Raw genomic sequence first — 17898 nt, 5'->3', positions numbered from 1 at the left:
ATGGCCGAGCAATACCTGCGCTCGGTGGAGCGGACGCTGGCCGTGCTGCGGGCGTTCACACCGGAGCAGCCGGAGATGACGCTGACCGAGGTGGCCCAGGCGAGCGGGCTGGACCGGGCCGGGGCCCGGCGGATCCTGCTCACCCTGGTCCACCTCGGCTACGTGCGGCACGACGAGCGGCACTTCGCGCTGACGCCGCAGGTGCTGGAGTTCGGCCACGCGTACCTGTCGAGCCGGTCGCTGCCGCAGATCGCCGAACCGCACCTGCGGCGGCTCACCCGGGAGCTGCGCGAGATGACCGCGCTGGCCGTGCTGGACGGCGCCGAGATCTGCTACGTGGCGCAGGTCCCGAGCCCGAAGCTGCTGTCGGTGACGATCCCGGTCGGCACCCGCTTCCCGGCGCACGCCACCTCGATGGGCAAGGTGCTGCTGGCCGCCATGCCGCCGGAGCTGCTGGAGGTGCGGCTGCGGGCGGCGGAGCTCAAGCCGCTGACCCCGCACACCGTCACCACCCGCGAGGGCCTGCTCGCCGACCTCGCCGAGATCCGCAAGCAGGGCTTCGCGATCTCCGACAGCGAGCTGGAGGAAGGCCTGCGCGGGGTCGCCGCACCGGTGCGCGACGCGGACGGGAAGGTCGTCGCCGCGGTCAACGTCTCGCTGGACGCGCACCGCGCTTCCGAGGAAGGCGTGCGGCGGGAGATCGTGCCGCTGCTGGTGACGACCGCGGCCCGTATCGAAGTCGATCTGCGGCTCAAGCCCGGCGGCCACCAGGGCTGAGAACTCACCGCCGATCAATTCCGCTTCGTTTCTCGATCCAGCGGAATTCCCGCCGCGCGAGAAGTTCGCCCAGCGACCGCCGGTGTCGCCGCGCGAACGGACCGCGATCCACCGGGACCCGTCGACCCCGCCCGCCCGCTCCCCCGCAGAACCCCGCGTTTCCCCTCGTCAACGGGCATCTGCGGCGACCGCGGAACCGATCCGATCAGCACGCCCGAACCTACTCGTGTCGTGCATCACAAACATTTCCGCCCGGTTTCGCGCCTACGATCCCCGTCACACATGGCCCAGTGATCCCCTTTTTCGATTCCCGAACGGGGACGCCAGCGGAAGGCGGGTGGAGATGACCGGCAGGATCCGGAACCGGCAGTTCGCCGCGAAAGTCGTCGAGGCCGCGGAAGCCGTCGAGCTGATCGAGCCGGGCGCCAACATCGGCATGAGCGGGTTCACCGGCGCCGGGTACCCCAAGGAGGTGCCGGGCGCGCTGGCCAAGCGGGTCGCCGAGGCGCACTCGCGGGGCCTGCCGATGAAGTTCGGCCTGTGGACCGGCGCATCCACCGCGCCGGAGCTGGACGGGGCGCTGGCCGACGTGGAGGGCATCGACCTGCGGCTGCCGTACCAGTCCGACCCGGTCACCCGGGAGAAGATCAACAGCGGTCGGATGGACTACACCGACATCCACCTCTCGCACGTCGCGCAGCGCGTGTGGCAGGGCGCCTTCGGCGAGCTCGACGTCGCCGTGGTGGAGGTCAGCGGCATCACCGAGGACGGCCGCCTGATCCCGTCCTCCTCGGTGGGCAACAACAAGACCTGGCTGGAGCGGGCCGACCAGGTGATCCTCGAGGTCAACTCGTGGCAGAGCGAGCACCTGGAGGGCATGCACGACATCTACTACGGCACCGCGCTGCCGCCCCGGCGCGTCCCCATCCCGATCACCGGCCCGGCCGACCGGATCGGCACGCCGTACCTGGAGTGCCCGCCGGAGAAGGTGATCGCGGTCGTGGAGACCGAATCCCCCGACCGCAACACGGTTTTCACGCCCCCGGACGAGACCTCCGAGCGGATCGCCGGGCACGTGCTGGACTTCCTGGCCGCGGAGGTGCGCGCCGGTCGGCTGCCCCGCGAGCTGCTCCCGCTGCAGTCCGGGGTGGGCAACGTGGCCAACGCGGTCCTGGCCGGGCTCGACGCCGGGCCGTTCGACGGGCTGACCGCCTACACCGAGGTGATCCAGGACGGCATGCTGCAGCTGATCGAGTCGGGGAAGCTGCGGACGGCCTCCGCGACGGCGTTCTCGCTCAGCCCCGCCGCGATCGACCGGTTCAACCGCGACGCCGCCGCGTACCGGGACCGGATCCTGCTGCGCCCGCAGGAGATCAGCAACCACCCCGAGGTGGTGCGCCGGCTCGGCTGCCTGGCGATGAACGGCATCGTGGAGGCCGACATCTACGGCAACATCAACTCGACGCACCTGATGGGCAGCCGGATCCAGAACGGCATCGGCGGCTCGGGCGACTTCGCGCGCAACGCGCACGTGTCGATCTTCGTCACGCCCTCGGTCGCCAAGGGCGGCGCGATCTCGGCGATCGTGCCGATGGTCTCGCACGTCGACCACACCGAGCACGACGTGGACGTCATCGTGACCGAGCAGGGGCTGGCCGACCTGCGCGGCCTGTCGCCCCGGAAACGGGCCGAGCGGATCATCGCCACCTGCGCCCACCCCGACTTCCGCCCCGCGCTGCAGGACTACTACGACCGGGCGCTGCAGTCGTCGTTCGGCCTGCACACCCCGCACCTGCTGGGCGAGGCGCTGTCCTGGCACCAGCGCTACGTCGAGGAGGGCTCGATGTAGCGGTCCAGCTCCACCGGGTCGTGCGCGCAGAAGACCTCGATCTGGTCGCGGTGGGCGGTGAGCAGGTCGCGCAGCCGCTCCTGGGTGCGCCGCCGCAGCGCGCCGTCGACCTGCACGTGGTTCTCGAAGAAGCGCAACCCCGGCGGGCAGTGCGGTTGCTCGGCCATCTCGCCGTGGTGGAAGTACGCGTCCCCGGCGTTGAGCAGCCACTTCCCGTCGGGGCGCCGCACCGCGACCCCGGTGTGGCCGCGGGTGTGGCCGGGCAGCGGCACGAGCAGGATGTCCGGCGGCAGGCCGGGCAGGTCGCGCACCGCTTCGAAGCCGAACCACCGCTCCCCGCCGGCACTTCCGTGCACCCTCCACTTCGGACCGTGCCGGAACTGGTGGTGCAGGTACCGGTCCTGCGCCAGGTCGCGCCGCATCGCCTGGTACTCCACGTCGTGGACGTGCACCTCGGCGTTCGGGAAGTCCGGCAGCCCGCCCGCGTGGTCGAGGTCCAGGTGGGTCGGCACGACGTGCCGCACGTCCTCCGCCCGGAACCCGAGCCGTTCCAGCTGGGACACCGCGGTTTCCGCGACGTCGAGCACCGGGCGACCCACCCGCAGCCGCCGCTTCATCAGCTTCGCGTGCGTGGTGACGTCGGGGACGCCCATGCCGGTGTCGACGAGCACCAGCCCCTGCTCGGTCTCGACGAGCAGGCAGTGGCAGACCATGCGCGCGGTGCCGAACCGGCTGCCGCCCTCGTTGACCAGCCGTCCGCCGAACGGCCGCAGCGTCCCGCAGTTCAGGTGGTGGATCCGCATCAGTTCGCCTCCGTCCGCGCGGCTTCCAGCAACGCGGTCAGTTGTTCGCCGGTCGTGCGCAGGGGCGCGACGTCCCGCCGCACCTTGCACAGCAGCAGCGCGCCTTCGATCAGCGACAGGGCGACGACGGCCAGCTCGTCGGCCCGAGCCTCCGTGATCCCCCAGCCGCGGAACCGCTCGGCCAGCTGCTCCTGCCACAGCCCGTAGGCCCCGCCGCACGCGGACCGCACCTCCGGGCTCTCCGCGCTGGCCTCCAGCGCGACCGTGGCCACCGGGCAGCCGCGGCGGAAGTCCGACTCGACCAGCGCCCGCTCGAAGTGCCCGACGATCGCCGCGACCGCCTCGCGCGGCTCGGCCACGTCCGCCAGCACCAGCGCCAGCAGCTCCCCCACCTGCCGCCCGGACGCGGCGACCGCCTCGGCGGCGAGCTGCTGCTTGCCGCCGGGGAAGTGGAAGTACAGCGACCCCCGCGGGGCCGCGGACTCCGAGAGCACCTGGTTGACGCCGGTGCCGTGGTAGCCCTGCTGGTTGAACAGCTCCATCGCGGTCTCGAGCATCTGCTGCCGCGTGCGCGCACCCTTCTTCACACCAAAAATATGACAGTCGGTCTACTTATTTTCAACCCCTGGTCGTCCGCGCGGCCGTGAGTGCGCAACACCGTTGCGCACTCACGGCCGCGGTCAGAACCCGGTGCCGCACCAAGGGGTTTCGAGGGTGGCGAACAACCGGTCCGCCGCGGCCACCGCCGCCGGGTCGCGCACCTCGATGCGCCCCGCCGCCACCAGCGTCGACGCCAGCTGGTCGCCCAGGTACAGCGCGGCGAGCGCCGACACGTCGAGGCGCAGCTGCGGCTCGTCCGCCGAGCGCTCGACGCCGTCCGGCCCGATGCGGTAGCCGCCTTCGTTGTCCGGCAGGAACGCGTCGCGCACCTCGACCACCACCGGCTCCGCCGCGCCGTAGGTCCGGGCCCGCAGCGCGGCGAGCACGTCCACCAGGCGCACCCACAGGTCGTCCTCGACCTCGGTCACCCGGCACTGGCGGCGGTCGGTCACCCACCACTCCAGCGGCTCGTCCAGCGGCCGCACGTGCCCCACCACGCGGTCCACCAGGTCCACGCCGAGCAGGAACCGCCACAGCTGCGCCACCGCGGTGGCATCGGCGCCCTTGAGGTCGTGGACGTCCAGCGCGGTCCCGCGCTCGCCGTGGTTCGGCCCGTACACGGCGAACCCGTCGTCCACCCCGTCCTCGCCGGTGTGCACCGCCACCAGGACGTCCTCGCCGAGGTACTGCCAGAACCCCGACCACCACGGCTCGTCCCGGCCGATCCACCCCGCCCGGTCGACCGCGCAGCGCCGGTAGATCTCCGGCAGCAGCGGATCGGCCGCCTTCCGGTCCAGCACCCGCACCTGCCCGCCCCGCGGCGCGTCGTCGCGGAACGCCACCCGCGCGCGCTCCAGCTCCACCTTCCGGTGGCGGGAGGCCACGCCGTAGCCGAACCGCTCGTAGATCGTCGCCTCCGAGGCGTGCAGCATCGCCACCGGCTCACCGCGCTGCCGCACGTCGTCGAACTGGACCCGCATCAGCTCGCGGAGCACGCCGCGCCGGGTCCGGTCCGCGCGGACGCCGACGCCGGTCACCGCGCCAGCGGCGACCCGCCCGCCGGGCACCGCGAGCTCGTTGCTCGTGGCCCGGGCCGTGCCGACCAGCTCACCGCCGTCGAACGCGCCCAGCACGCGCCCGACCTCCAGGCACCCGCGGACGCGCGCCCAGTCCTCGTCGTTCGCGGGTTTGCGCAGCAGGGCCCGGCGGAACAGGTCCTGCGAAGCTCGGAACTCGGACTCGGCCAGCGCGCGCACGTCGATCACGGCGCGATTCTCCCGGTCGCCCGCACTCCGGGGCGACCGGTTTTTCTCACCGGGGGTGGCCGACCTCGTACACGCCCTTGTCGGTCTTGACCGTGACGGTCACCGACTTGGTCTCCGACCCGATCCGCACCTGGCAGTCGAACCGGTTGCCGACCTGCACCGCCTGCCCGCCCGGGCAGGACACCGAACCGACCCCGGCCAGCCCGTAGGAACCCTTCAGCGTCTGCTCCACGCCCTTCTCGACGCTGGTCGCGTCGAACACCGAGCGCACGAACCAGCCCGGCACCACGAACCCGAGCACCAGCACCGCGGCCACCACGACCACGCCGGCCCCGCTGAGCACCCACGGCAGCGCGGAGCGCTTCTTCTTCGGCGGCGGGCCGAAGCCGCCCGGCGGCGGGAACTGCCCACCGGGCTGCTGGTACTGCGGGGCGGGCTGCTGGTACTGCTGCTGGCCGTAGCCGTACTGCTGCTGCGGAGGCGGTGGCTGCGGCGGATAACCGGGCTGCGGCGGGTAGCCCGGTCCGCCCTGCGGCATCCCGGTGTTCGGGGGCAGCTGCCCCCAGTGGGGATAACCCCCTGGCGGCGGGCCGTAGGGGGACGACATCAGCACCTCCGGACGATGTTGCACACGGCCATCACGGCATCGCGAAGAGATCCAACCACAACCGCCCAACCCTCCGAATCGGCCGTGCGGTCGTCACGCATCGGCGAACCCGACCAAAGTCCCCCGCGGAACCCGCAACAGACCCGACGGATGCAAAACACCCCTGTCCCAACCCGAGTGCTGCGCAACCGCACCCCAGGGGACCGTGACGCGACCCAGCCACAAGAAACCCCGAAAACGCAAGATCACCCCCACCCGCAACCACCACTGAAAATCGCGGAGAGGCGGGACAGAGAGGCGGGACAGTCAGACCGCACCGGCCGCGACCACGCCGCGCCGGATCGCGGTGACCGCCTTCGCCGCGGCCGCGCCCACCGGGTCGGACACCCCGACCACCTCGCGGATCTGGTCCAGCAGGTCGATGACCTGGCGGCACCACCGCACGAAGTCGCCCGCGGACAGCTCGTGCCCGCTGGACTCCGCCGCGGTGAGCACCTTCTCCAGCGACTCGCCGCGCGCCCAGCGGAACACCGGCCAGGCGAAGCCCGCGTCGGGCTCGCGGGTGCGGTTCAGCTTGTGCCGCCGCTCGTCGTCCTCCAGCTCCGCCCAGAGCCGCCAGGTCGCCTCCAGCGCGTCGCTGACCGCCCCGGCCGGGACCTGCGGGGCCAGCCCCTCCCGCCGCGACTCGTACACCAGCGAGGACACCACCGCGGCCAGTTCCGGCGCGCCGAGCCCGCGCCAGGTCCCGACCCGCAGGCACTCCGCCGCCAGCAGGTCGGACTCGCTGTAGAGCCGGGACAACCGCCGCCCGTGCCGGGTGACCTGGCCGTCCTCCCCCGCCTCCGCGGGCAGGTAGCCGCGCTCGGTCAGCAGCGCGACGATCCGGTCGAAGGCGCGGGCCAGCGAGTGCGTGGTGGCGTTGACCTTGCGGCGCAGGTTCTCGTTCTCCCCGCGCAGCCGCTCGTAGCGCTCCGCCCAGCGCGCGTGGCTCTCCCGCTCGTCGCAGCCGTGGCACGGGTGCGCCTTCAGCGCGCGGCGCAGCGTCGCCAGCTCGGCGTCGTCGGTGGCGTCCGAGCGCCGCCTGCCGCGCCCGCCGGAGGGCGCCAGCCCGGTGTTGCGCAGCGACGACGCCAGGTCGCGGCGGGACTTCGGGGACCGGGTGTCGACGTGCTTGGGCAGCTTGAGCTTGCCCAGCGGCTCCACCGGCGAGGTGAAGTCGGCCACCGACAGCCGCCCCGACCACCGGTCCTCGGTGACCACCAGCGGCCGCGGCTCACCCATCGGCTCCAGCCCCGGGTCGATCACCACCGCCAGCCCCGACCGGCGACCGGCGGGCACCGAGATCACGTCGCCCTTGCGCAGCTTCTCCAGCGACTTGGCCGCCTCCGCGCGCCGCGACTGCCGGTTCTGCCGGGCCAGCTGCTTCTCCCGCTCCGAGATCCGGCGGCGCAGCTGGAAGTACTCGTCGAAGTCGCCCAGGTGGCAGTGCATCGCCTCGGAGTAGCCGGACAGCGCCTCGGTGTTGCGCTCCACCCGCCGCGACAGCCCCACCACCGACCGGTCGGCCTGGAACTGCGCGAAGGACTGCTCCAGCAGGTCCCGCGCCGCGTCCTGCCCGACGCGCTGCACCAGGTTGACGGCCATGTTGTAGCCGGGCCGGAACGACGAGCGCAGCGGGTAGGTGCGGGTGGAGGCCAGCCCGGCGACCTGCTTGGGGTCCACCCCGGGCTGCCAGAGCACCACCGCGTGGCCCTCGACGTCGATGCCGCGCCGCCCCGCCCGGCCGGTGAGCTGCGTGTACTCGCCGGGGCTGAGGTCCACGTGCGACTCGCCGTTGAACTTCACCAGCCGCTCCAGGACCACCGTGCGGGCGGGCATGTTGATGCCCAGCGCCAGCGTCTCGGTGGCGAACACGGCCTTGACCAAGCCGCGCACGAACAGCTCCTCGACGGTCTCCTTGAACGCCGGGAGCAGCCCGGCGTGGTGCGCGGCCAGCCCGCGCTCCAGCGCCTCCCGCCACTCCCAGAAGCCCAGGACCGACAGGTCGCTCTCCGGCAGGTTCGCGGTGTGCTCGTCGATCACCTCGCGGATCTCGGCGACCTCGGCCTCGCTGGTCAACCGCAGCCCGGCGCGCACGCACTGCGAGACGGCCTGGTCGCAGCCGTTGCGGCTGAAGATGAACACGATCGCCGGCAGCAGCCCGGCGGCGTCCAGCCCGGTCAGCACCTCCACCCGCGACGGCGGGGAGAACCGGGGCGGGCGCGGGCCCTTGCGCTTGCCGTTGTTGGGCCCGCCGCGGCGGCCGCCGTAGGGCAGGTGCACCCGGGCCAGCTGCTGGGTGTGGCGCAGCAGGTTCGGGTTGATCTGCAGCTCGCGGTCGGCGGTCTCCCCGCCGAACAGGTCGAACATCCGCGGCCCGACCAGCATGTGCTGCCACAGCGGCACCGGCCGGTGCTCGTCGACCACCACCGTGGTGTCGCCGCGCACCTCCTGCAGCCACTCGCCGAACTCCTCGGCGTTGCTCACCGTCGCGGACAGGCTGGCGACCTGCACGTGGTCCGGCAGGTGCAGGATCACCTCCTCCCACACCGCGCCCCGGAACCGGTCGGCGAGGTAGTGCACCTCGTCCATCACCACGTAGCCGAGCTGGTCCAGGCTGCTGGACCCGGCGTAGAGCATGTTGCGCAGCACCTCGGTGGTCATCACGACCACCTGGGCGTCGCCGTTGATCGAGGTGTCGCCGGTCAGCAACCCGACCGCCTCGCTGCCGTGCCGCTCGCACAGGTCGGCGTACTTCTGGTTCGACAGCGCCTTGATCGGCGTGGTGTAGAAGCACTTGCGGCCCTCGGTCAGGGCCAGGTGCACTGCGAACTCGCCGACCACGGTCTTGCCCGCGCCGGTGGGCGCGCACACCAGCACGCCGCGCCCGGCCTCCAGCGCCTGGCACGCCGTGCGCTGGAAGGGGTCGAGCTCGAAGGACAGCTGCCCGGCGAACTCGGTCAGCTTCGGGTGCACACCGCGGCGGGAGTGCCTGGCGAAGGACTCGGCCGGGGACAGCTCGGTGGGGTTGGAACGGCTAGCAGCCACCCCCCAAGGCTTTCACATCCCACCGACCACCGTCGCAACCGAGCCCGCACCGGCGGTGCGCACCTCGTCACAATCCGCCCGTTTCCGCAGGTGGGGACCCCGTGAGCACTTCGTGGCGCCAGGGCACCAGAAAGTACTCACGGGACCTGACCAGGCGAAACGTCAGCCGACGACGCGCAGCGCGCCCGGCGCGCAGCGGATGGTCAGCGGCAGCCGGGCCTGCGGTTCGCCGTCGGCGTAGGCCAGCCAGCCGTTGTCCCCGCCCAACCGGATCCGCCGGGCCCGCAGCGTGGTCACCGCCGGGTGCTCCACGTGCCGACCGGACCGCAGCGTCGGCAGGATCCCGATGAAGTCGCGCCGCGACACCTCGCCGACCACCGTCACGTCGAGCAGACCGTCCGCCGGGTCGGCGCCCGGGCAGACCGGGATGCCCCCGCCGTAGCAGGCGGAGTTGCCCACCGCGACCAGCGTCGCGTCCAGCTCGATGACCCCGGACTCGGTCTCCACCCGCAGCGGCATCGCGTGCAGCCCCAGCAGCTCCCGGACCACCGCCACGTCATAACGCCGCTGCCCGCGCGGCCAGCGCATCCGGTTCGCCCGCGCGTTGACCCGCGAGTCGAACCCGGCGCACAGCACGGTCGCGAACCAGCCCGCCCCGGCCGCCTTGCCGAGGTCGATGCGCCGCTGCTCCCCCGCCTTCAGCGCCCGGGCGACGGCCCGAGCGGCGGCGACCGCGTCGAGCGGCACTTCGAGGCCCCGCGCCAGGTCGTTGCCGGTACCGGCCGGGATCAGCGCGAGCGCGGTGCCGGACTCCGCGCACGCCTGCACCGCGAGGTGCGCGATGCCGTCACCACCGACCACGGCGAGCACGTCGGCACCGTCGGACACCGCGCGCCTGGCGGCCTCGGCGGCACCACCGGCATCGGTGGCGATCACCGTCCGGACGTCGCAGACAGCGCGAAGGTGGCCGACGATCTCGCCGACCACCTTCGCCGAGAGCCGACCACCGGCCGCGGGGTTGATCAACAGGACACAGCGCACGAGGCAAGATCCTCACCCACGCGGGGCCGCCTTGGCTAGTGCCCGCTCACGAGTCTCAGGTGACGTCGTCGTGGTGCTGCTTGGGCAGCTGCGAGGGCCGCACGTCGATGTCGGAGCCCCGGAAGTCGATCTCGGACGCCTCGTCCAGCCCGACCTCGGTCAGCCCCTGAGCGGCGAGCTTCTTGGCCTTGCGCTTGTCGTTGGCCCGGCAGATCGCCATCGCGATGGTGAACAGCACGCACAGCGCCGCGGCCAGCGCGAGCATCGAGAACGGGTCCTGCCCCGGGGTGGCGATCGCGGCGAACACGAACAGCGCGAACACGATGCCCCGCCACCAGCTCTTCAGCTTCTCGTAGCTGACGATCCCGGCGAAGTTGAGCATCACCAGGATCAGCGGCAGCTCGAAGCTGACGCCGAAGATCACCAGCAGGAGCAGCATGAAGCTGATGTACTTGCCACCGGTGAGCGCGGTGAAGAACGCGTCCCCGCCGAACCCGGCCATGAACGACAGCGCCACCGGCAGGATGTAGTACGCCAGCACCGCACCGGCGAGGAACAGCACGGTCGCGCAGCCGACGAACAGCCGCGCGAACTTGCGCTCCTTGGCGTACAGACCGGGCGTGATGAACGCCCACAGCTGGTACAGCCACACCGGGCTGAACAGCAGCGCACCGACCGCGACGCCGACCTTCAGGGTCAGCATGAAGATCTCGAACGGCTCGGTCTGCAGCAGCTGGCAGTGCCCGTTCGGGGACAGCCGCTGGGTGTCGGGCAGCTGGCAGTACGGCTCGAGCAGGAAGTCGCTGAGCGTGGGCAACCCGAAGGCCGAGTGGGAGAACCACCAGATCCCGAAGATCGCACCCACGACCACGGCCGCCAAGGCCACGCCCAACCGGTACCGCAGCTCGTAGAGGTGATCGACGAGCGTCATGGTGCCGTCCGGGTTGTGCCTGCGGCCCCACCGGCGGCGGTCCTTGCGGAACGGGTTCAGGCGACGCAGTGGATTACCCACCGTGTTGTCCCGTCCTCAGTCAGTTCTTGGAGTCGTTGCGCTGCTTCTCGTCGGCCGGCGACGGCGACGCGACCGGGGGCGTGCTGGACTCACCGGCGGTCAGCTCCGGCTTCGCCTTCTCCTCCTCGGCCTTCTTCGCGGCTTCCTCGTCGGCCTTCATGCCGCGGGCCTCGGCCTTGAACACGCGCGCGGACTGGCCGAGCGAGCGGGCCATCTGCGGGAGCTTGGTGGCGCCGAAGAGCAGCACCAGAACCAAGACGATGAGGATCAGCTCCCAGCCACCTGGCAAACCCATCCGAACACAACCTTTCGTGATGTCCCTGCTGGGCGACATCGTACGCGCGGCAGGGCGGGACAAATAGGGCCGTTGCGCGTCACCTGCGGCGGCGTTCGGAGAACGCCACCTTCAGCCCGGCGACGCGCGCCTTCACCAGGCCGCTGCGGTCCGCGAGGTCGTGGGCGACCTGCCGCTGCACGGATTTGAACCGCCCGACCTCCCGGAGCACCCGGACCAGCAGCAGCACGAGCAGGACCAGACCCGCCCCCAGCAGCACAAGACTCCACACGTACGGCACGCAGTCACCGTATCGGGCTCAGGTGGACGGCAGGTGACGTGCCCGCGTCAACGCGTCTTCCGCGCGTTGACGCACGTCACAGGCCAGGTCCCGGGGGCTGAGCACCCGCACCTGCCCGCCCAGCCCGAGCAGCAGGCGGCTCATCCAGCTCCGGTCGGCGTAGCGCATCCGCACCCGCGCCCGCCCGTGCGGCAGCTCGACGACCTCGTCCACCTGGTAGTACTCGGCGACCCAGCGCGCGTCGGGCTCCAGCTCCAGCTCCGCCACCGACTGGTCGGGCGCGGGCCGGAACAGCCCCTCGGACACGTCGGTGGGCTCGGCCTCCGAGGGCGGCTGCGCGGGTTCGTCCAGCACCTCGACCTCGTCGATGCGGTCCAGCCGGAACATCCGCACGCCCTGCGCGCTGCGGCACCAGGCCTCCAGGTAGCTGCGCCCGTCGATGAGCAGCAGCCGCATCGGGTCCACGGTCCGCTCGCTGATCTCGTCCCGGGAGGGCGTGTAGTAGCGGATCCGGAGCGCCCGGCGCCGCGTCGTGGCGTCCTGCACGGACCCGCGCACGCCCGGCCGCACCGCGCCCTCGCGGCCTTCCAGCCCGACGACCACCCCGGCCGGGCGGGCCTGCCCGACCGCGTTCTCCACCTTCGCCAGGGTCCGCTGCACCGCATCGGTGTCGGTGATGCCCGGCGTCTCGGCCAGCGCCCGCAGGGCCACCAGCAGCGCGGTGGCCTCGGACGCGGTCAGCCGCAGCGGCCGCCGCATGCCCGCGTCGTAGGTGACGGTGATGGTGTCGCTCTCGAAGGACAGGTCGATCAGGTCGCCGGGCCCGTAGCCGGGCAGCCCGCACATCCACAGCAGCTCCAGGTCCTTGCGCAGCTGCTGCTCGGTGACGCCGAAGTCCGCCGCGGCGTCGGCGACCGGGATGCCCGGTCGGCTCAGCAGGTACGGCACCAGCGCCAGCAGGCGCGGCAGCCGCTCGGTCGCACTCGTCACCGCGTCCCCCAACCGCTCACGACGCCGCCCCCGGCTCCTCGCCCTGGTCCACCACGTCGAGGTGGATCTCGTGGATCGTCTTGCGCAGCGTGTCCGGCTCCAGCACCGCCACGTCCGCCCCGTACCCGGCCAGCCACCCGGCCGCGGACTCCGGGTAGCGCAGGTCGAGCTCGACCACGTCGCCCCAGTCGCCGCCGAGCTTCATCCGGTCGACCACCTTCGCCCGCCGCCGCGCGCCCTGCGCGCGCCCGTCCGCGACCCACACGCGGGCGAGCGTGCTCGGCGGCGCCTCGCGCTGCTCGCCGGCGACGAAGCTCAGCAGGTCGATGTCCGGCGGGCGCTGGACCTGCCCGGCCCGCCCGACCGCCTTGACCTTCCCCTGGATCCGGGACAGCCGGAAGCAGCGCGGCGCCTGCCGGTCGCGGTCGTGCCCGACGACGTACCAGCGGCCGCGCCAGGACACCACGCCCCACGGCTCGACGGTCCGCCGGTGCACGTCGGGGCTGCTCGGGCGCCGGTAGTCGAACTCCACCACCCGGCCGCTCTGCACCGCCGCCAGCAGCGGCGCGAACGCGGGCTCGGTGGTGCGCACCTTGGGCTCGACCGTCGACGACGCGTGCTCGTCGACGTCCACACCGGCCGCGCGCAGCTTCAGCAGCGCGCCGCGGGCCGCCGCGGTGAGCTCCGGGGCGTCCCACAACCGCACCGCCAGAGCCACCGCGGCCGCCTCGTCGGGTTCGAGGTCGATGTCGCCGAGCTCGTAGTCGCGGCGCGCGATGCGGTAGCCGTCGGTGGCGTCGAAGGCCGAGTTGCGACCGGTCTCCAGCGGGATGCCCAGATCGCGCAGCTCCGCCTTGTCCCGTTCGAAGGTCCGGAAGAAGGCCTCGTCGGTGGGCGCGCCGGAATAGCCCGGCACGATCGCCCGGATCCGCTCCGCGGTGAGGTACTGGCGGGTCGACAGCAGACACAGCACCAGGTTCACCAAGCGTTCAGCACGCACAGTGGCCACCGGAAAACTCTAGCCCGCCCGGATTCGATCATGTGTTTGGGTCGGGGCGTGTTGCGACCAGTGGGGCCCACGTGGCGGACGGGGCGTTGATTTCGGTCAGCACTGAAGTCACGATCAACGCGAAAATATTTCGCGACGCAGCGTGATCACCGGCTCCGGCTGATCGCGCGCCCCTACCCTGGGACCATGTCCGATCGCGTCCTGATGATCACCGGTGCCTCCCGCGGCATCGGCGCCGCGACCGCGCGGGCCGCCGCCGCAGCCGGTTTCCGCCTGGTCCTGACCGCCCGCTCCACCGAAGCCCTGTCCGCGCTGGTCGACGAGCTCGGCCCGGAGACCGCCCTCGCCCTGCCCTGCGACGTCACCGACTACGCGAGCCTCACCGCCGCCGTGCAGCGCGCGGAGGAGCACTTCGGCCGCCTGGACGCGGTGTTCGCCAACGCGGGCATGAGCGTGCAGACCTCGTTCCTCGGCAACGGCGGCGCCGCCCCCGAGCAGTGGCGCGAGATGGTCCTGACCAACGTCTACGGCGCCGCGATCACCGCCCGCGCGGCGCTGCCCGCGCTCACCCGCACCGAGGGCCACCTGCTGCTGACCGGCTCGAACGCGGGCCGCAACCTCCGCCCCGGCAACCTCTACTCGGCGACGAAGTGGGCGGTCACCGGCATGGCCCAGAACATCCGCGCGGAGTGCGTCGGCACCGGCGTCCGCGTCACCCTCATCCAGCCCGGCATGGTCGAGACCGAGATGACCGCGGACACCCCGAACGTCCCGAAGCTGCGCGCCGAGGACATCGCCAACGCCGCCCTCTACGCCCTCCAGCAGCCCCCGACGGTCGACGTCAACGAGCTCATCATCCGCCCCACCGGCCAGGAGCGCTGATCACCACGAGGTGAGGGGCGCGGGCGCCCCTCACCTCGTGGTTCACAGGGAGCTGATGAGCCGCTCCACGCGGTCGTCGACGGCGCGGAACGGGTCCTTGCACAGGACGGTCCGCTGGGCCTGGTCGTTGAGCTTCAGGTGCACCCAGTCGACCGTGAAGTCGCGGCCCGCCGCCTGCGCGGCGGCGATGAAGTCGCCGCGCAGCTTGGCCCGGGTGCTCTGTGGCGGGGTGTCCTTGGCCGCCTCGATCTCGCCGTCCTCGGTGGCCCGGTCCACCAGGTCCTTGCGCTGCAGCATGTCGAACAGCCCGCGGCCCCGGCGGATGTCGTGGTAGGCCAGGTCCAGCTGGGCGATCCGCGGGCTGGACAGCTCCAATCCGTGCTTGCCGCGGTAGCGCTCCAGCAGCCGGTGCTTGATCGCCCAGTCGACCTCCCGGTCGATCAGCGAGAAGTCCTGCTGCTCGATGGCGTCCAGCGCCCGGCCCCACAGCTCCAGGATCCGGTCGGTCATCGGGTCCGAACCGCGCCGCGCCACGTGGTCCACCGCCCGGCCGTAGTACTCCCGCTGGATGTCCAGCGCCGAGGCCTCCCGGCCGCCGGCCAGCCGGACGGTGCGCCGCCCGGTCAGGTCGTGGCTGATCTCGCGGATCGCGCGGATCGGGTTGTCCAGGCTGAAGTCCCGGAACTGCACGCCCTGCTCGACCATCTCCAGCACCAGGTTCGCCGAGCCGACCTTGAGCAGCGTGGTCACCTCGGACATGTTGGAGTCGCCGACGATGACGTGCAGCCGGCGGTAGCGCTCGGCGTCGGCGTGCGGCTCGTCGCGGGTGTTGATGATCGGCCGCGAGCGGGTCGTCGCGCTGGACACGCCCTCCCAGATGTGCTCGGCGCGCTGCGACAGGCAGTACACCGCGCCGCGCGGGGTCTGCAGCACCTTCCCCGCACCGCAGATGAGCTGGCGGGTCACCAGGAACGGTAGCAGCACGTCGGCGATCCGGGAGAACTCCCCGGACCGGCCGACCAGGTAGTTCTCGTGGCAGCCGTAGGAGTTGCCCGCCGAGTCGGTGTTGTTCTTGAACAGGAAGATGTCGCCGCCGATGCCCTCGTCGGCCAGCCGCCGCTCGGCGTCGATGAGCAGGTCCTCGAGGATCCGCTCACCGGCCTTGTCGTGCGTGACGAGCTGGACGAGGTCGTCGCACTCGGCCGTGGCGTACTCCGGGTGGGAGCCCACGTCCAGGTAGAGCCTGGCCCCGTTGCGGAGGAAGACGTTGGACGACCGCCCCCACGACACGACCCGTCGGAACAGGTATCTGGCCACCTCGTCCGGGGACAGTCGACGCTGCCCGTGGAACGTGCAGGTGACCCCGAACTCGGTTTCGATGCCGAAGATCCGCCGCTGCATGACTCCACACTAGGCGCAAACACCGCTTCGCGGCGGTCCGCCGTTCGGGCACCTGTGCCGCGTTCTTCGCGCGAAATCGGTTGCACCGCGTCATCGTGCGCGCCGGGCGGGCCGCTGACCAGCGCGCACGGCAACCCGCCGCCACGCCACCGGAGGTGTTCGGCCTCCTCCCGGACCACAGCATGTTGTGACGGTTGGGGAAGCTGCGACCGGACAACGCTTGGCGGGCAGCCGTTCGGGGAACCCCGGACGCACGAGTGCGGGGCACCCGCGATCGGTGCCCCGCACTCGGGAAGTCGGCGATGCCGCGCGCTACTCGCCGGACGGCTCCCCGCCCTCGGAGTCGGACCCGGACTCGTCCGAAGTCGACTCCCGCTCCGGGAGCAGCGCCCGCAGCGCGGCCCCCTGGATCCGGCGGAACGTCCGGTTCGGCCGGGCGCGGTCCAGGACCGCGACCTCCAGCTGGGCCTCGCCCAGCTCCCGGTTGCCGTCCCCGCCGGAGGACAGCGCCTCGATCGCCAGCTTCGCCGCGTCGGCCAGCTCCAGCCCGTCGCTGAAGGAGTCCTTGAGCGTGCTGGTGATCGCGTCGGCCTGGCCGCCCATCACCACGTACTGCGGTTCGTCCACGATGGACCCGTCGTAGGTCAGCCGGTACAGCTGGTCGGTCTCCGCGGTGAAACCCACCTCGGCGACGCAGATCTCCACCTCGAACGGCTTGATCTGCTCGGTGAAGATGGCGCCCAGGTGCTGGGCGTAGGTGTTGGCCAGCGACCGGCCGGTGACGTCACGCCGGTCGTAGGAGTACCCGCGCACGTCGGCGATGCGCACCCCGGCCACCCGCAGCGCCTCGAACTCGCTGTAGCGGCCCACCGCGGCGAACCCGATGCGGTCGTAGATCTCGGCGACCTTGTGCAGCGTCGGCGACGGGTTCTCGGCGACGAACAGCACGCCACCGGCGTACTTGAGCACCACCACGCTGCGCCCCCGCGCAATGCCCTTGCGGGCCAGCTCGGAACGCTCCCGCATCAACTGCTCGGGGGAGGTGTAGAACGGCATCGTCACGGCTGTGCACTCCTGGTTCGAATCTGCTCGCGAGTCGGATCGGGGCGGGTGTCAGCCGCCGGGGTTCTCCAACCGGCCGTTGACGACCTCGGTGGCGACCTCGGAAGCGCGCTCCTCGGGCAGCCGCACGGCACCGTCCGCGGCGGTGATGGTGATGACCGACGGGAAGATGCGCCGCGACAGGTCCGGGCCACCGGTGGCCGAGTCGTCGTCGGCGGCGTCGTAGAGCGCCTCGACCGCGGTGTGCACCGCGGTGTCCAGGTCGGCGTCCGGGTCGAAGCGCTTCTTCAGCGCGGACTTCGCGAACAGCGAACCGGAACCCACCGCGTGGTAGCCGGCGATCTCGTCGTACCGGCCGCCGACCACGTCGTAGGACACGATCCGGCCGGCGCGGTCGGGGTCCTCGGCCTCGGTGTCGTAACCGGCGAACAGCGGCACCACGGCCAGGCCCTGCATGGCGGCCTGGAGGTTGCCGCGCAGCATGTTGGCCAGCCGGTTCGCCTTGCCGTCCAACGACAGCGAGATGCCTTCCAGCTTCTCGTAGTGCTCCAGCTCGACCGCGTACAGCTTGACCAGCTCCTGCGCCACGCCCGCGGTACCGGCGATGCCGACCGCCGAGTACGCGTCGGTGACGAACAGCTTCTCCATGTCCCGCTGGGCGATCAGGTTGCCCATGGTGGCGCGGCGGTCACCGGCCAGCAGCACGCCGCCGCGGAAAGTCACCGCGACGATGGTGGTGCCGTGCGGGGCCTCCACGACGCCGTCGGCCAGCTTCCGCCCGCCGGGCAGCAGCTCCGGCGCGGTGGACCGGAGGAAGTCGGTGAACGACGACGACCCCGGGGTGAGGTAGGCGGCGGGCAGTGCCTGACCCGGAAACCGGGTCGAGCTCGATTCCATCAGCGACATCGTCTCCCGATCGAAGGGCCTGCGACTGGTAC

17 protein-coding genes are annotated in these 17898 nt (G+C 72.0%); 3 read left to right on the top strand and 14 right to left on the bottom strand.

Going from position 1 to position 17898, the window contains the following annotated elements; all coding sequences use genetic code 11:
• Together F1721_RS19820 and scpC are read left to right on the top strand one after the other, a co-directional pair.
• Positions 1 to 777: an IclR family transcriptional regulator domain-containing protein gene (locus tag F1721_RS19820; RefSeq protein WP_150068191.1), complete on the top strand. Its 777-nt coding sequence runs from the start codon at positions 1 to 3 to the stop codon at positions 775 to 777.
• A gap of 343 nt (positions 778 to 1120) precedes the next feature.
• Positions 1121 to 2626 carry a succinyl-CoA:acetate CoA-transferase ScpC gene (gene scpC / locus F1721_RS19815; RefSeq protein ID WP_150068190.1) on the top strand — a complete coding sequence of 502 codons (1506 nt, stop codon included), beginning with the start codon at positions 1121 to 1123 and terminating at the stop codon, positions 2624 to 2626.
• Here scpC and F1721_RS19810 read toward each other — a convergent pair.
• From F1721_RS19810 to F1721_RS19760, 11 genes are all read right to left on the bottom strand, one after another.
• Positions 2602 to 3429 carry an MBL fold metallo-hydrolase gene (locus F1721_RS19810; RefSeq protein ID WP_150068189.1) on the bottom strand — a complete coding sequence of 276 codons (828 nt, stop codon included), beginning with the start codon at positions 3427 to 3429 and terminating at the stop codon, positions 2602 to 2604. The two genes, scpC and F1721_RS19810, sit on opposite strands and share 25 nt — an antisense overlap.
• Positions 3429 to 4016, bottom strand: a complete 588-nt coding sequence (locus F1721_RS19805; RefSeq protein ID WP_246155161.1) for a TetR/AcrR family transcriptional regulator — start codon at positions 4014 to 4016, stop codon at positions 3429 to 3431. The genes F1721_RS19810 and F1721_RS19805 overlap by 1 nt, the downstream gene beginning before the upstream one ends.
• Positions 4017 to 4109: 93 nt before the next feature.
• A complete protein-coding gene (locus tag F1721_RS19800; protein ID WP_150068188.1) occupies positions 4110 to 5294 on the bottom strand; it encodes a GNAT family N-acetyltransferase in 1185 nt (394 codons plus the stop codon).
• Between the two features lie 46 nt (positions 5295 to 5340).
• Positions 5341 to 5901: a DUF4333 domain-containing protein gene (locus F1721_RS19795; protein WP_150068187.1), complete on the bottom strand. Its 561-nt coding sequence runs from the start codon at positions 5899 to 5901 to the stop codon at positions 5341 to 5343.
• Between the two features lie 306 nt (positions 5902 to 6207).
• On the bottom strand, positions 6208 to 8988 hold the full coding sequence (locus F1721_RS19790) for a DEAD/DEAH box helicase (RefSeq protein WP_150068186.1): 2781 nt from the start codon (positions 8986 to 8988) through the stop codon (positions 6208 to 6210).
• Between the two features lie 162 nt (positions 8989 to 9150).
• Positions 9151 to 10029 (bottom strand): diacylglycerol/lipid kinase family protein, encoded by an 879-nt coding sequence (locus F1721_RS19785; RefSeq protein ID WP_150068185.1) that lies wholly within the window; start codon positions 10027 to 10029, stop codon positions 9151 to 9153.
• Positions 10030 to 10084: 55 nt separating this feature from the next.
• Positions 10085 to 11041, bottom strand: coding sequence for a twin-arginine translocase subunit TatC (gene tatC, locus F1721_RS19780; RefSeq protein ID WP_170301537.1), 957 nt, complete (start codon positions 11039 to 11041; stop codon positions 10085 to 10087).
• 19 nt (positions 11042 to 11060) lie between these two features.
• Positions 11061 to 11336: a Sec-independent protein translocase subunit TatA gene (gene tatA, locus F1721_RS19775; protein ID WP_150068184.1), complete on the bottom strand. Its 276-nt coding sequence runs from the start codon at positions 11334 to 11336 to the stop codon at positions 11061 to 11063.
• A gap of 79 nt (positions 11337 to 11415) precedes the next feature.
• Positions 11416 to 11616 carry a bacteriophage holin gene (locus F1721_RS19770; protein ID WP_150068183.1) on the bottom strand — a complete coding sequence of 67 codons (201 nt, stop codon included), beginning with the start codon at positions 11614 to 11616 and terminating at the stop codon, positions 11416 to 11418.
• Positions 11617 to 11634: 18 nt separating this feature from the next.
• Positions 11635 to 12606 carry a helix-turn-helix transcriptional regulator gene (locus F1721_RS19765; RefSeq protein ID WP_150068182.1) on the bottom strand — a complete coding sequence of 324 codons (972 nt, stop codon included), beginning with the start codon at positions 12604 to 12606 and terminating at the stop codon, positions 11635 to 11637.
• A 16-nt stretch (positions 12607 to 12622) separates the two neighbouring features.
• On the bottom strand, positions 12623 to 13615 hold the full coding sequence (locus F1721_RS19760; protein WP_150068181.1) for a helix-turn-helix transcriptional regulator: 993 nt from the start codon (positions 13613 to 13615) through the stop codon (positions 12623 to 12625).
• A gap of 186 nt (positions 13616 to 13801) precedes the next feature.
• Between F1721_RS19760 and F1721_RS19755 the strand changes: the two genes are divergently transcribed.
• Positions 13802 to 14497, top strand: coding sequence for an SDR family oxidoreductase (locus F1721_RS19755; RefSeq protein WP_150068180.1), 696 nt, complete (start codon positions 13802 to 13804; stop codon positions 14495 to 14497).
• 42 nt (positions 14498 to 14539) lie between these two features.
• On the opposite strand, the gene pafA is transcribed toward F1721_RS19755, so the two are convergent.
• The 3 genes from pafA to prcB form a co-directional block, all read right to left on the bottom strand.
• On the bottom strand, positions 14540 to 15898 hold the full coding sequence (pafA, locus tag F1721_RS19750) for a Pup--protein ligase (RefSeq protein WP_150068179.1): 1359 nt from the start codon (positions 15896 to 15898) through the stop codon (positions 14540 to 14542).
• 312 nt (positions 15899 to 16210) lie between these two features.
• Positions 16211 to 16960 (bottom strand): proteasome subunit alpha, encoded by a 750-nt coding sequence (prcA, locus tag F1721_RS19745; protein WP_150068178.1) that lies wholly within the window; start codon positions 16958 to 16960, stop codon positions 16211 to 16213.
• Between the two features lie 51 nt (positions 16961 to 17011).
• The gene (gene prcB / locus F1721_RS19740; protein ID WP_150068177.1) at positions 17012 to 17857 is read right to left on the bottom strand and encodes a proteasome subunit beta; all 846 of its coding nucleotides are present in this window, start codon (positions 17855 to 17857) and stop codon (positions 17012 to 17014) included.
• Positions 17858 to 17898: the final 41 nt, after the last annotated feature.

The organism is Saccharopolyspora hirsuta (genome assembly GCF_008630535.1).
Lineage (GTDB): Bacteria > Actinomycetota > Actinomycetes > Mycobacteriales > Pseudonocardiaceae > Saccharopolyspora > Saccharopolyspora hirsuta.
The sequence above is the reverse complement of the archived record's forward strand: the minus strand, read 5'-3'. Positions and strand labels throughout refer to the sequence as shown.

Excerpts from the sequence above, each read along its gene's own strand:
- scpC (WP_150068190.1), top strand. The coding sequence starts at position 1,121 with ATGACCGGCAGGATCCGGAACCGGCAGTTCGCCGCGAAAGTCGTCGAG.
- prcB (WP_150068177.1), bottom strand. The coding sequence starts at position 17,857 with ATGGAATCGAGCTCGACCCGGTTTCCGGGTCAGGCACTGCCCGCCGCC.
- F1721_RS19755 (WP_150068180.1), top strand. The coding sequence starts at position 13,802 with ATGTCCGATCGCGTCCTGATGATCACCGGTGCCTCCCGCGGCATCGGC.
- F1721_RS19820 (WP_150068191.1), top strand. The coding sequence starts at position 1 with ATGGCCGAGCAATACCTGCGCTCGGTGGAGCGGACGCTGGCCGTGCTG.
- F1721_RS19810 (WP_150068189.1), bottom strand. The coding sequence starts at position 3,429 with ATGCGGATCCACCACCTGAACTGCGGGACGCTGCGGCCGTTCGGCGGA.
- tatA (WP_150068184.1), bottom strand. The coding sequence starts at position 11,336 with ATGGGTTTGCCAGGTGGCTGGGAGCTGATCCTCATCGTCTTGGTTCTG.
- F1721_RS19795 (WP_150068187.1), bottom strand. The coding sequence starts at position 5,901 with ATGTCGTCCCCCTACGGCCCGCCGCCAGGGGGTTATCCCCACTGGGGG.
- pafA (WP_150068179.1), bottom strand. The coding sequence starts at position 15,898 with ATGCAGCGGCGGATCTTCGGCATCGAAACCGAGTTCGGGGTCACCTGC.